Source organism: Mycobacteriales bacterium, from assembly GCA_035533475.1.
GTDB lineage: Bacteria > Actinomycetota > Actinomycetes > DATLTS01 > DATLTS01 > DATLTS01.
On record DATLTS010000024.1, the window covers coordinates 1 to 11,269 of the forward strand.

The 11,269-nt window shown below is 70.4% G+C and carries 16 protein-coding genes; 7 read left to right on the plus strand and 9 right to left on the minus strand.

Annotated features, from left to right (window positions below; translation table 11 throughout):
* Positions 1 to 234: 234 nt before the first annotated feature.
* Positions 235 to 384, minus strand: a complete 150-nt coding sequence (locus VNG13_04855; GenBank protein ID HVA59850.1) for a hypothetical protein — start codon at positions 382 to 384, stop codon at positions 235 to 237.
* Entirely contained in the window at positions 381 to 1,049 is a 669-nt protein-coding gene (locus VNG13_04860) for a DsbA family protein (protein ID HVA59851.1), read from the minus strand. Before VNG13_04860 ends, VNG13_04855 begins: the two co-directional genes overlap by 4 nt.
* An 856-nt stretch (positions 1,050 to 1,905) precedes the next feature.
* Here VNG13_04860 and VNG13_04865 point away from each other — a divergent pair.
* The 5 genes from VNG13_04865 to VNG13_04885 all read left to right on the plus strand — a co-directional run bounded on the left by VNG13_04865 (position 1,906) and on the right by VNG13_04885 (position 3,962).
* Positions 1,906 to 2,169: a hypothetical protein gene (locus VNG13_04865; protein HVA59852.1), complete on the plus strand. Its 264-nt coding sequence runs from the start codon at positions 1,906 to 1,908 to the stop codon at positions 2,167 to 2,169.
* A complete protein-coding gene (locus VNG13_04870) occupies positions 2,166 to 2,531 on the plus strand; it encodes a type II toxin-antitoxin system PemK/MazF family toxin (GenBank protein HVA59853.1) in 366 nt (121 codons plus the stop codon). The genes VNG13_04865 and VNG13_04870 overlap by 4 nt, the downstream gene beginning before the upstream one ends.
* Before the next feature lie 284 nt (positions 2,532 to 2,815).
* A complete protein-coding gene (locus VNG13_04875; GenBank protein HVA59854.1) occupies positions 2,816 to 3,019 on the plus strand; it encodes a hypothetical protein in 204 nt (67 codons plus the stop codon).
* Positions 3,020 to 3,025: 6 nt separating this feature from the next.
* Entirely contained in the window at positions 3,026 to 3,484 is a 459-nt protein-coding gene (locus VNG13_04880) for a DUF1778 domain-containing protein (protein ID HVA59855.1), read from the plus strand.
* A 106-nt stretch (positions 3,485 to 3,590) separates the two neighbouring features.
* Positions 3,591 to 3,962: a hypothetical protein gene (locus tag VNG13_04885; GenBank protein HVA59856.1), complete on the plus strand. Its 372-nt coding sequence runs from the start codon at positions 3,591 to 3,593 to the stop codon at positions 3,960 to 3,962.
* A 176-nt stretch (positions 3,963 to 4,138) separates the two neighbouring features.
* Here VNG13_04885 and VNG13_04890 read toward each other — a convergent pair whose 3' ends face one another.
* Positions 4,139 to 4,588, minus strand: a complete 450-nt coding sequence (locus VNG13_04890; protein ID HVA59857.1) for a nitroreductase family deazaflavin-dependent oxidoreductase — start codon at positions 4,586 to 4,588, stop codon at positions 4,139 to 4,141.
* Positions 4,589 to 4,889: 301 nt separating this feature from the next.
* Here VNG13_04890 and VNG13_04895 point away from each other — a divergent pair, with 301 nt between their 5' ends.
* Complete coding sequence (locus VNG13_04895) at positions 4,890 to 6,200, plus strand: DUF2786 domain-containing protein (protein HVA59858.1); 1,311 nt, start codon at positions 4,890 to 4,892, stop codon at positions 6,198 to 6,200.
* Positions 6,201 to 6,327: 127 nt separating this feature from the next.
* On the opposite strand, the gene VNG13_04900 is transcribed toward VNG13_04895, so the two are convergent.
* The 5 genes from VNG13_04900 to VNG13_04920 all read right to left on the minus strand — a co-directional run bounded on the left by VNG13_04900 (position 6,328) and on the right by VNG13_04920 (position 9,840).
* Positions 6,328 to 7,431, minus strand: coding sequence for a hypothetical protein (locus tag VNG13_04900; protein HVA59859.1), 1,104 nt, complete (start codon positions 7,429 to 7,431; stop codon positions 6,328 to 6,330).
* Positions 7,432 to 7,516: 85 nt separating this feature from the next.
* The gene (locus VNG13_04905) at positions 7,517 to 8,089 is read right to left on the minus strand and encodes a hypothetical protein (GenBank protein HVA59860.1); all 573 of its coding nucleotides are present in this window, start codon (positions 8,087 to 8,089) and stop codon (positions 7,517 to 7,519) included.
* A 148-nt stretch (positions 8,090 to 8,237) separates the two neighbouring features.
* Positions 8,238 to 8,540, minus strand: a complete 303-nt coding sequence (locus VNG13_04910; protein HVA59861.1) for a DUF1416 domain-containing protein — start codon at positions 8,538 to 8,540, stop codon at positions 8,238 to 8,240.
* Positions 8,541 to 8,542: 2 nt separating this feature from the next.
* Complete coding sequence (locus tag VNG13_04915; GenBank protein ID HVA59862.1) at positions 8,543 to 9,376, minus strand: sulfurtransferase; 834 nt, start codon at positions 9,374 to 9,376, stop codon at positions 8,543 to 8,545.
* Positions 9,373 to 9,840, minus strand: coding sequence for a DUF4395 domain-containing protein (locus VNG13_04920; GenBank protein ID HVA59863.1), 468 nt, complete (start codon positions 9,838 to 9,840; stop codon positions 9,373 to 9,375). The genes VNG13_04915 and VNG13_04920 overlap by 4 nt, the downstream gene beginning before the upstream one ends.
* 165 nt (positions 9,841 to 10,005) lie before the next feature.
* On the opposite strand from VNG13_04920, the gene VNG13_04925 reads away from it, so the two are divergent.
* Positions 10,006 to 10,176, plus strand: a complete 171-nt coding sequence (locus VNG13_04925) for a hypothetical protein (protein HVA59864.1) — start codon at positions 10,006 to 10,008, stop codon at positions 10,174 to 10,176.
* Positions 10,177 to 10,383: 207 nt separating this feature from the next.
* On the opposite strand, the gene VNG13_04930 is transcribed toward VNG13_04925, so the two are convergent.
* Positions 10,384 to 11,124, minus strand: a complete 741-nt coding sequence (locus VNG13_04930; protein HVA59865.1) for a group II intron maturase-specific domain-containing protein — start codon at positions 11,122 to 11,124, stop codon at positions 10,384 to 10,386.
* Positions 11,125 to 11,269: the final 145 nt, after the last annotated feature.

Below are 11,269 nucleotides of genomic sequence, written 5' to 3' on the forward strand. Positions count from 1 at the left end.
TCGCAGGAACTGGTCCGTGGTGGGAGAGGCTGGCTGACCTGCCGGTCGGCTGAAGCAGCCGGCAATAAACGGGCCACACCCGCGCGGTCGGCCGCTGGGCGCTCAAGCCGGCAGACCGTCGAGCCGGACCCGAGGCCGGCGTTACCGGAAAACTTGTGGACGGTCTTCAGAGGCCTCGGAAAAGGGTGAGAACCGCGAACAGCGCGTGGTCGAAAATAACCGGCGACCCGCGAGTTAACGGCTGCATCGAGGGTGTTCTACTTCTCCAAGCATCGGCCGCCCCCAGAAGCCGCCGCCGCCACCGCGTAGCTCCATCGCTCCGTACCCGAGCTTGGTCACCACGACACCGGTGCGGCCGAGGGTCGCCGTCGGCAGAATGCTCATTTCTGCGACTCCTTGTTCGATTCTCGTAAGGCTCGTTGCTGCGCGTACCACGCGGTGATGGGCAAGTCGTCTTGCGGCCCGCGGTTGCGCTTCAACTCGCCGAAGTTGCCGTAGCGGACCAGCCACGAGGTGTGACGCCAGAGCTCCACGGCGTCCTCGTCGCTGGGCATCCGGGACACGACCGGACCGAAGATGGCCGGGCCGTCGTCGCCGTCGAGAACGATGGTCGGAACGCCGAGGCGGCCCACCTTCGTTTGGATGCGCTGGGTCTCCCCGACCACCCGGGCCCAGGTCTTCGGGTCGGCGAGCGCCCGACTGCGCAGGCTTGGGTGAAGGCCCGCCTCGGTGAGCGATTCCCGGATGGCTGCGTCCAAGTCCTCCGGCGGCGCGGGCTGGAGGAAGGTGCGTCGGCCCAGCGCCTGGTAGAAGCCGCCGATCTCCTTGGTGCCGTGGGCGTCGCCGATGGCGATCGCCACGCGCAGGGCCGGGCTTCCCGTCGGCTCGAGCTCGAACGGGTCCAAGCCTTCCTCGAGGTTCGCGACCTCCAGGGAGAACACGCCCCAATCGAGATCGATCTCGCCCAGCTCCGCCAGGCGCACCGCCCACCGGGACGTCTGGTAGCACCACGGGCAGCGCGGGTCGAAGTGGAATGTGACACGGTCCACGGCAGTCACCCTACCCGCGCACGCCGTCGGGCCAAATCATGCGAACTTGCCCGGGCATCTCGAGTTGATGAGTTGTGAACTGAGTTGGTCGTCGGGGGTGATCTTGTCGGTGCGGCCGCATTGACGGGCAGTCCGGGACCTGTAACGGCATTCATGAAGGAGCGGGGCGGGTCAAGGCTTGATACCAAGAGTCTTTCCGGCTGGGGCGGCCGCTTTTTGGGCAGCGTCGAGCAAGGGGGCCGGGTCAACGCCCGGAGCCCGGAGCCCGGGCGCCCCGGCACCATCTCCCTACGTCGTGGTCGCCGGCAGCAAGCCGCACCTCGATCACGTCCAATTCCAGGAGTACCTGAGACGACACCCCGAGCTCGCCCGCGGGTACGCCGAGCTCAAGCAGACACTTGCGGCCGAATACGGCGACGACCCGCTCGGCACACCGACCCAAGGACGACTTCATCGCCGCGGCGCTCGCGACGGCACGACAGGCGACCGCCCCATAGGGAACCTGCGAACTTCGACCGGGAAGGGCCGCTCCTGCCCTGCGCGTCCGTGATTACCGGACGCTCGCCCATCAACTACGGGGCACACGTCCCGGACTCGGGCCTGCTCAAGCCAGGTCAGGCCAGTGCCATGATCAAGTTCCCCGCTCAGCGAGAGAGTTCACGGAAACGAGACGGAAATGGATCTTGGAAGCAGTCAGGCCCTAGATCGTTGATCTAGGGCCTGACCTGCGCTTCCATCAGTAGCGGGGGCAGGATTTGAACCCGCTACCTCTGGGTTATGAGCCCAGCGGTTGCACTTGCACTACGGTCCCACCGACAGGGTAGACGATTCATCTACTGCGAGGTAGACTGTTCGTGTGAGCACGACAGTACGGGTGAGCGAAGAGACCCGGCGCCGGGTCGCCGCCCTGGCCGAGGCCAGTGGTCGCCAAATGCAGCAGGTGCTGGACGAGGCGGTCACCTCCTACGAGCGCGAGTTGTTCTGGCGCGAGCTCGCCAACTCCTACGACGCGCTGGCTGACGACCCGCGCGGCTGGGAAGAGCTGCAGGCCGAGCGGGACGCAGAGGCCCCGACCGTGCGTGACGGCATCACTGCGGACGATCCGCCCACCCTGGCGTGACCTTCCCGAGCGTCCGGGCCGACCCTCCGTACCGCGGGGAGCTCTGGCTGGTCGACTTCGGGGAACCGGTCGGCCATGAACAGGGCTATCGGCGACCCGCGCTGGTCATCTCCGCCGACCGGCTCAACACCAGCCGGGCCGGGCTCGTGATCGTCGTCCCACTCACCCGCACCAGGCGTGGCCTTCCCTCGCACATCGAGCTCACTCCGGCGGCTACCGGCCTCGCCGAGACCAGCTACGCCAAGACCGAGGACATCAAGTCGATCTCTACCCACCGACTCACCCGCCGGCTGGGTCGAACCGACCCCGTCACCCTGCGCCAAGTAACCCGCGCGCTCGACTGGTTGCTCGAGATCACCTGAGGACAGAACTCGACAAGCGACGTGCAGAACCGGTCCCGGGCGCTCGAGCCGCCGGCTCACCTCCGGCGACCTGGTGCCGACCTGGTGCCGTGCTGTCGGGAAGCCAGCGTGACGCGGCGGTACCCGTTGTGACGAAAGCCCTTGATTTGCAGGGAAACCGGCACTGCGCGTTACTCCGTGGGGCGGCTCGGTACGTCCTCGGGTCGGCTTTTTAACCCACAGGGACGCATTCGGGACGGGTGCTTGGGCCGGGAAGGGGTCAAACGGGATGCCGAGGAGGGCCCGTGTCGACGAAACCCTCGGATTTCGACCGCGACCCCGGCGGAAAGGAGCCAGCCGCGCTGCTAGCCCATGCCCTGGTCGGCGCCACCCCGGTGGCCTCACTGAGCGACCTCGACCGGTTCGCGGCCGACATCTGGGAGTCCGCAGCGAAACTCGAGACCTTCCTGGCCGACGTCAGGGCCGCCCGAGCCGCTGAGCTGGCCTGACCCGTCGTGCCGGCCGTCGTCATCGACACCGACGTGGCGTCGCGCCTGCACCGACGGACCCTGCCCGCCGAAACCGGCGAGTTGCTCAAGTGGGCGGAGGTCCGTTCCTGGGGCTCCCCTCGTCGGGGCCGGCTGGATGCCTGGCTTAGCGCCGTGCCGACCCTGCCCTACCACCGGGGTGTGGCGGCGAGTTGGGCACGGCTGGTTGCGGCAGCGGAGCGGCGCGGCCGACCGCGTCCGGTCAACGACACCTGGATCGCCGCGTGCTGCGTCGCCTACGAGGTGCCGCGAACGGCGGCCGAGGAACGCGCCGAGCAGGTGTTGGCCGAGCACGGGTCGGTCACGATCGTGCCGGCGGGTTTTTTCGATGCGTTGCTCGCGGCGTTAGATGATCCGGCACGAGCGAACCCGACGCTGGCTCGAGGGGCGGCCAAGGCCCACGAGTCGGTGACCCGTCGGCGCTGAGTCGGCGCGCTTTCACGCCAGCGCCCGGTCTGCCAATCACGACGTCGAAGGGTTCGACTCGGGTCAGCCGGCGCTGGATGGGTGGCTGCGCGAGCACGCGGTCACGGTGCAGCGCAGGCGCACCGCCCGCACGTTTGGCTGGCTCGACGGTGCCCGGGTGGTCGGCTACTACAGCATCACCGCTCACGTGTTGGACAGGGCCGAGCTGCCGGCGCGCATCGGTCGCGGCCGCCCGGAGCGGATTCCGGCCGTGCTACTGGCCCGGTTGGCGCTCGACCGGGGACTGCACGGCTCCGGGTGGGGCAGCGCCCTGCTGGCTGAGGCACTGGGGCGCATCGTGGTCGCCACCGACATCGTGGCCGCGCGATTCGTCGTAGTGGAAGGTGAGCGACATCGCGGCTGCGCTCGAACTCGACCCCGCCGTGGCCCCTCGACCCTGATCGACCCGGGGAGCAGGTTGCGCGGAACGTGCAGATAGGAATGTCGGGCGAATACGCCACTCGATCGTGAGGGCGTCCGCTCGGTCCGGGGCTCCGTGTCGCCTTACGGCTGCTCGACGGACCACGTCCGCGAATCGGACGCCTCGTTCTTGATCTCAATCTTGATCATCTCTCGATTGTTACCCCATGCGAGATGTGCCGCTCGACCTCGTAGCTAGTTCAGCGGGCTGCTCGACGGGCGGATCGCAACGACGGGGATCGGCCGGGCGGTTTTCTTCTGGTAGGCCTCGTAGCGATGGTGGTTGTTGCTGTTGACGGATTCCCATAACCGCGCGTATTCGGTATCGCCGCGTTCGACGACTCGTGCCGTCGCGGGCATCGACCGCCGGCCGATCTGGATTTCGACGTCGGGATGCGCGCGCAGGTTCGCGAGCCAACTCGGCGGCCGGTCCTCGCCACCGTTCGACGGGACAACCAGATAGCTGTCACCGTCCCGCGCGTACACCAGCGCGTTGGTTCGCGTGAGGCCCGTCTTGCGCCCGGTGGTACGCAACAGCAGCGACGGGACACCGATCAAGCGATGCCCGATCGCACCGCCGGTTCCCTCGTAGATGCGCTGATGGACCCGGAGGCCGATCGATTGCAGCGTGTCAGTGGCGGACATTGTTGGATCATAACGATCTAACCGGGGCACAAGTCCCGGGCTGTGTATGACGTGCCCACCACGCGCCGTAAGCGCGGCGTCGGCTCCTTCAGGCTCGCCACCGCTACTGAGCTCTTGCACGGCCGGTCCCACCCGCGCTTCCCACTACTCGAAGAGCCGCCGCCCCAGCTGTTCGCGTAGCCAGTCGACGCGCGTCCCCGCCGGGGAGCTGACCGCGGGGCGCGGCCGCGAATTGACCCAGCGGTGCGATAGGAAACGGCCGATAGGAAACGGCATTGTCGCGGGCGAGACGGAGGTCGGCATGGGCAAGCGGGGACGGCGGCGGGCCCGGGAACAACAGGGTCGCCCGGGAGCCGGCCGGCCGGACCCCCAGCCGCACCGCGTAGAACGGCTGGTCGCGCAGGCCGCCACGGCCTTCCGCCACCGCGACGAGGCCGCCTACACCCGGTGGGTCGATGCCCTGCTGGCCTGCTGGCCGGCCGGAGCGGGCGCCGCGGATCCGGTGCCCGGGATTCTGCTGGCCCGGCTGCGGGGCGCGGTGGCCGCGGCGTGGCCGCGCGGATGGCAGCCGGTCGACCTGCACGGGGCGGTCCGGCGTGAGCTTGGCCCCCAGCACGCGGGCCTCGCGGCGGCGGTGATCACGTCGGAGGCGTGCGGCTACCGCGGGCACCCGTACGCCGACCAGCGATGGCTGGTGCAGCTCGACGCCCTGCCGGTCACCGGACGGGACCGGGACGGCGATCTGCGGCTCGAGACCTGGGTCAGGGCCGCCGGGCTCGACCGGGCGGCCGCGCTGCGGTGCGCGCTGGAGGCGCTGTCGTTCCTCTGGCACGTGCCCACGTTGCCCCGGTTGTGTGCGCCACCGGGCGAATGGTCTCGACCCGGCCGGCCGGGGGGCGCGAGCCCAGCCCGGGACACGGGCGAAGCGCGGGTCCTCGACCGGATCCGGGCCCTGCTGTCCAAGGCCGAGTCCACCGCTTTCCCCGCCGAGGCCGAGGCGTTCACCGCCAAGGCGCAGGAGATGATGAGCCGACACGCGATCGACCATGCCCTGCTTGCCGCGGACGCCGCGATCGAGGAGCCGGAGGGCCGGCGGATCCCGATCGACGATCCCTACGCAATGGCCAAGGCGGCGCTCCTCGCCGTGGTCGCCGGCGCGTCACGGTGCCGAACGGTCTGGAGCGGCGGGCTCGGCTTCTGCACCGTGTTCGGGTTCCGCACCGACCTCGACGGTGTCGAGATGCTCTACACCTCGCTACTCGTTCAGGGCACCTCGATGCTGCTCGCCGCCGGTCGCGCCGGACCCCGCCAGCGCAGCCGCTCCTACCGCCAGTCGTTCCTGTCCGGCTTCGCGACCCGGATCGGGCAGCGGCTCGAGCAGGCCGCCGAGTCGGCCATCGGCGAGGCCGCGGCGGAGCACGGCGACCGACTGCTACCCGTCCTTGCCGGCCGAACCCGGGCCGTCGACGACGCGTGCGAGCGGGCCTTCGCCGAGGTGCAGCGGCGCCCGCTCTCGATCGGGAACGGCGCCGGCTGGGTCGCCGGAACGGTCGCGGCCGACCTGGCTACCCTCGGCGGCGGCCGGCCGGTCGAAGCGGCCAGTTCGGCGTAGCCCGGCACGACCCGGGGCCCCGGCGTGCGTCCGCGGAGCCACCGACCCCGCCCCGCTGCCCGGCCGGGGCGTTCGTCGCGGAGGTCCGCGCCGATGGTGCCCGGGCGCTCGGCTACGGGGGCCGGCCCTACCGCTGGCGGGCCAGCGAACCCGGCGCCGGGGCGCGCTGCGGGGGGACCGGGGTGCCGGCCGCGGGGCCGGGGCCTCCGGCGGCGTGGCGGGCCCGGCGGGCGCGCCAGAGCACCGTCAGCAGCAGGGCGAGGAGCAAGAGCAGCAGCCCGACCGCGATCGGGACGAGGTCGCGCTTGTTGCGGGCGAACGGGATCGCGCGGGCCGGCACCGGGCGGGCGGTGGTGCCCGGTGTCGTCGGGAAGGTGATCGTGCCCTGGGCCCGCTCGGCGGTCAGCCCGCTGCGCACGGTCGCGGTCGCGAGCCACGGCCCGTCCGGCAGCGTCGCGGACAGGTTGACCGTGGCCGGTTCGGTCTGGCCGGGGGCCAGGGTGGTGCCGGCGACTAGCGGGAACGGGCCAGCGGACAGCCCGCCGGGGCCGTGGCTGAGCGAGAGCGAGCCGGCCAGGTCGATCGCCCGGCCGCCGGTGTTGCGGACGAGCACCGAGACGAACGGGGTGCCGTCGGTGTGCTGGCCGGCGGTCAGGCTGGTCACCGTGAACGCGGCCGCCGGCGCGCCGCCGGAGCCGGCCACGTCGAGGTACACCCGGATCGCGGCCCGGCTCTCGATCAGCACCCCCGCGCCCGGTACGGGTCCCGCGGTCGGCGGCAGGTCGGCGACGATCGCCGCGTAGCGCTCGCCGGCCCGGGTCCCGGCCGGGACCCGGAACGTCGCGGTCACCGTCGCCGCGGCGCCGTTCGGCAGGTCCACCGCGGCCGGGCTCACCGTCATCCAGGAGGTCAGCCGGTTCGCGCCGCCGCGCGGCCCAACGGAGAACGCGCCGTCGGCGATCGTCGCCGGGGCGGCGTAGAGCAGGATGTGCGCACGCGCCCCGGTGTCGTTGGTGACCAGCACGTGCCGGGCGAACACCGCCCCGGGGTTCACGCTGTCGATGACGTAGCTGTGCGCCCGCGGGTCGTTCACCAGGTTCGCCGGCGCGTCGAGCAGCCGGACCCCGAGCCCGCCGCCGGTCGCGGTCGCCAGCGCCGTGGCCGGGACGGCGAGCGCAGCGGCGGCAGCCAGCCCGGCGACGAGCCGGCGGATGTGCGGGCTTGCGGTCATCACTCCCCCTCCGACGCGCCGGCGCGCACCCGTGACGTTAGCCCCGGATGCGCGCTGCGACGTGGAGTTGCGGTCAAGACGCGGATCAGCTCACCGTCTGCGTGAGCGTCGTCGAGTAGTTGTCGGCGTAGGCGTTCGACGGGACGATGAAGGTCACGGTGCCGGAGTAGTCGTAGCTGCCGCCGCCGGCACCGAGCAGCGCCGTCTCGAGGGTGGTGGTGGAGGTGGGGTAGACCGGGCCACCCGCACCGACGGTGACCCCGGACAGCAGGGAGGTGCCGACCGCGGTCGGCGCGGTCATGACCACGCTGAGCGGCGGCAGCGCCGGCAGCGCCGGGTCGAGCACGATCGAGTGGGTGTCACCGGTGGCGGTGGCGAGCAGGTCCGTGGTCGTGCTGCCGACCACGGTCCAGCCGAGCAGGGTGCCCCGGTCGTCGGTCACCGTCGAAGTGGGGATCGACGCGGTCAGGACCGTGCCGAACGCGGCCGAGCCGGACAGCGCCACCGGGCCGGCGGGGACCGTGATCGACAGCGAGCCGCCGGTGAGGGCGACGGTGAGCGTCGTCCCGCCGGAGGCGGCGCTCGCCGGTGCCACCCCGAGCAGCGACGTCGCGAGCATGCCGGCGATCCCGGCACCAAAGACCAAAGACTTGCGCATGACCGTCCCCTCCAGCTCAGCTTTCTTCCTAGAGAAGGGATCGTGCGGATGCGCCCCCGGGTGGATAGCTAGTTATAGGGATTCTCCGGTTCCGCCGAACGGCGCAGCACCACCCGTCAACCGCCCGGGAGCAGCACCGTTCAACGGCTTACGAGGTGACGGTGACCTCGACTTCGACGACCGACCCGAGCGTGGCCTCGACCTTCTCCTCCCCGGTCGCGCCGGGGGCGAGCACCCTGATCGTCCACGAGCCGGGCCGGGCGAAGAACCGGAACACCCCGGTCGCCGAGGCGACCACCTCGGCGGTGAACTCGCCGCTCGAGTCGAGCAGCCGGACGAACGCCCCGCCGACCGGGACGCCGTCGCGGCGCACGGTGCCCTGGATCACGCTCTCCTTCGCGACGTCGATCCCCGGCGGCAACTCGGTCTGCTGGCCCGGTGCACCGCACATGCTCAGACGTCCTTTTCGATCGGGACGCCCACCAGCGAGCCGTACTCGGTCCAGGATCCGTCGTAGTTCTTGACGTTCGGCAGGTCGAGCAGCTCGTGCAGGACGAACCAGGTGTGCGCGCTGCGCTCCCCGATCCGGCAGTAGGCGATGGTGTCCTTGCCGAGGTCGACGCCCGCCCCGGTGTAGAGGTCGCGGAGCTCCGCGTCGTCGCGGAACGTGCCGTCGTCGTTGGCCGCCTTGCTCCACGGGATGTTCTTCGCGGTCGGGATGTGCCCGCCGCGCTGCGACTGCTCCTGGGGCAGGTGCGCCGGCGCGAGCAGCTTGCCGGAGAACTCGTCGGGGGAACGGACGTCGACCAGGTTCAGGCTGCCGATCGCCTCCAGCACGTCGTCGCGGAAGGCCCGGATCGAGGCGTCCTGCGGCTCCGCCTGGTATGTAGTCGCCGGGCGCCCCGCGGTCTCGTCGGTGAGCTCCCGGGAGTCGAGCTCCCAGCGCTTGCGGCCGCCGTCGAGCAGCTTCGTGCTCCGGTGCCCGTAGAGCTTGAAGTACCAGTAGGCGTAGGCCGCGAACCAGTTGTTGTTGCCGCCGTAGAGCACGACCGTGTCGTCGTTGCCGATCCCGCGGCTCGACAGCAGCTTCTCGAACGCCGCCTGGTCGACGAAGTCGCGCTTCACCTGGTCCTGAAGGTCCTTCTGCCAGTCGATCTTCACCGCCCCCCGGATGTGGCCCTTGTCGTAGGCGGACACGTCCTCGTCGACCTCGACGAGCACTACTTTCGGGTCGTCGAGATGGGTCTCGACCCATTCGGCGTCGACTAACACGTCGCTGCGGCTCATGCCGGAACTCCCTTGCTGGTGGTTGGGATGAAGCGTCGGGTGGTGGGGCGGTGCAACGCCCGGGTGAGGAGCAGGTGCACCTCGCAGCCCAGGCAGAAGGCGAAGGCGGCGTTGAGGAAAGCGGCCGCGAGCGCCGCCGCGGTCGCGACGATGCCGAGCGCGGTCAGCCCGGTGAGGTAGCCGACAGCCGCAACGGCTGCGAAGCCGAAGCCGACGAGCTGGGCGAACCGGGGCGGGGCCTCCGCCTCCAGCTCGTGCGGGGGGCCGAGGCGGGGGCGGATCAGCGCCCGGTAGAGCAGCCCGTAGGGGGCGTAGCGCAGCCCGGCGAACGCGCCGATCGCGAACACCGCCGCCTGGGCGGCGAGCAGCGGGCCGCTACCGGTGACCAGGCCGGCGGCCAGGACGACGCTGGTGATCGCCGCCCCGATCCGGGGGCCGCGCGGGTCGATATAGGTCGGGGACATGGTGCTCCTGACGGGGCGTTTCGGATGTGGCGCCGCGGCGAACTCGCGCCGGCGGACGCCCGGGCGTCAGGAAGGGCGACAGAGGCAGGTGGCCACGCGACACAGGTCGACCGCGCGCCGTTTCACCAGCCTCGTCGTGGAATACACGAGACCCATAATAGGTAAATGTCGGGCCGCCGGCAAACGCAGGCTGCCCGGCCGCGCAAGGGGCCGACCGACTCGGCGCGGGGCGCCGCCCGGCTGGTCGCCGACGCCATCCTCACCGCGATCACCGCTGGATGCGAGCGGGCTGCGGGTGCCACGGGGCCGGTTCGGCGTTCTATGGAACGGCGCTGAGCGCCGTGGGTGGAACAGCCGGGCAGACCGGAGGCTCACAACGCCGTGATCGCTCACAGCACCGGAAGCCGAACCTATCCCCGCCTACTCAACGGTCAAGTCGGCCTGGGGCGCGGTGTCGGGGTTGCTCCCGGTCCGTTTCCCCAGGCCGCTCGCCGAACCCGGCGTGCGTGTCTCCACGCACCGGGCTCTCCACGGGTATTGTCGTTATGCGGGAGTCAGTGCCCACGGCGATGGGATGTTGTTGGCCCTCCAGCGATAGCGGGTCACGGGGACCGCTTCGAGGTTGAACAACGTGATCCCATCGGCGGACAGCGGTTTCCACGTCCCTTGCGGGGTGGTGAACCGGCGTCGGAAGTCTTTCCATCCCCAGCGGTGCAAGGTCCGCAGCCAGCGTGCCACCCGCCACCAGGCGAAGTGGGCCAGCCGACCGAAGGTGTGCTTGCACACGGCGTGCCGGAAATAGTTGGACCAGCCGCGCATGACCTGGCGCAGCCTGGTCAGCACGGACCCTGGGTCTTGCTGTGACGTCCTGTTCGTCAGGGCACGGATCTTCGCCTTCAACGACCGGATAGGCCGGTCGGCGATGAAGGTGTAGACGTGCCAGGTGTTCGTGCCGGGTTTGCGGCGCCGCTGGATGCGGAACCCCAAGAACTCGAACCCCTCGGCCAGGTTCACCACACGGGTTTTCTCCTCCGAAAAGGACAAACCCATGGTGGCGAGCACGGCCGCGATCTCTTCGCGCAGGCCATGAACGTCGTCTTCGGTGCCGTGCACGAGCACGGCGAAATCGTCTGCGTACCTTACGATCCGCCAGTTCGGCAGGCCCTTGGAGCGACGTCCTGCACGTCGTGAGCTGGTGGACATCTCACCGCCTGGTCGCCACGGCCGGTGAACGTGCTCATCGAGCACACTCAGGGCGATGTTAGCCATCAACGGGGAAAGAATCCCACCCTATGAACAGCGCTGGGTTATGCGTAGCGCCGGGCTGTTGCCGCTGGTGAGGGCGGTGGTGGCGACCGGACGCTGCGCATAACCCAGGCGCGGTCAGAGGTTGGCGAGCCAGCTGAGCAGCTCGGGGTCTTGGTTCCAT

Excerpts from the sequence above, each read along its gene's own strand:
- VNG13_04900 (HVA59859.1), bottom strand. The coding sequence starts at position 7,431 with ATGACCGCAAGCCCGCACATCCGCCGGCTCGTCGCCGGGCTGGCTGCC.
- VNG13_04895 (HVA59858.1), top strand. The coding sequence starts at position 4,890 with ATGGGCAAGCGGGGACGGCGGCGGGCCCGGGAACAACAGGGTCGCCCG.
- VNG13_04925 (HVA59864.1), top strand. The coding sequence starts at position 10,006 with ATGTCGGGCCGCCGGCAAACGCAGGCTGCCCGGCCGCGCAAGGGGCCG.
- VNG13_04890 (HVA59857.1), bottom strand. The coding sequence starts at position 4,588 with ATGTCCGCCACTGACACGCTGCAATCGATCGGCCTCCGGGTCCATCAG.
- VNG13_04855 (HVA59850.1), bottom strand. The coding sequence starts at position 384 with ATGAGCATTCTGCCGACGGCGACCCTCGGCCGCACCGGTGTCGTGGTG.
- VNG13_04905 (HVA59860.1), bottom strand. The coding sequence starts at position 8,089 with ATGCGCAAGTCTTTGGTCTTTGGTGCCGGGATCGCCGGCATGCTCGCG.
- VNG13_04920 (HVA59863.1), bottom strand. The coding sequence starts at position 9,840 with ATGTCCCCGACCTATATCGACCCGCGCGGCCCCCGGATCGGGGCGGCG.
- VNG13_04915 (HVA59862.1), bottom strand. The coding sequence starts at position 9,376 with ATGAGCCGCAGCGACGTGTTAGTCGACGCCGAATGGGTCGAGACCCAT.
- VNG13_04910 (HVA59861.1), bottom strand. The coding sequence starts at position 8,540 with ATGTGCGGTGCACCGGGCCAGCAGACCGAGTTGCCGCCGGGGATCGAC.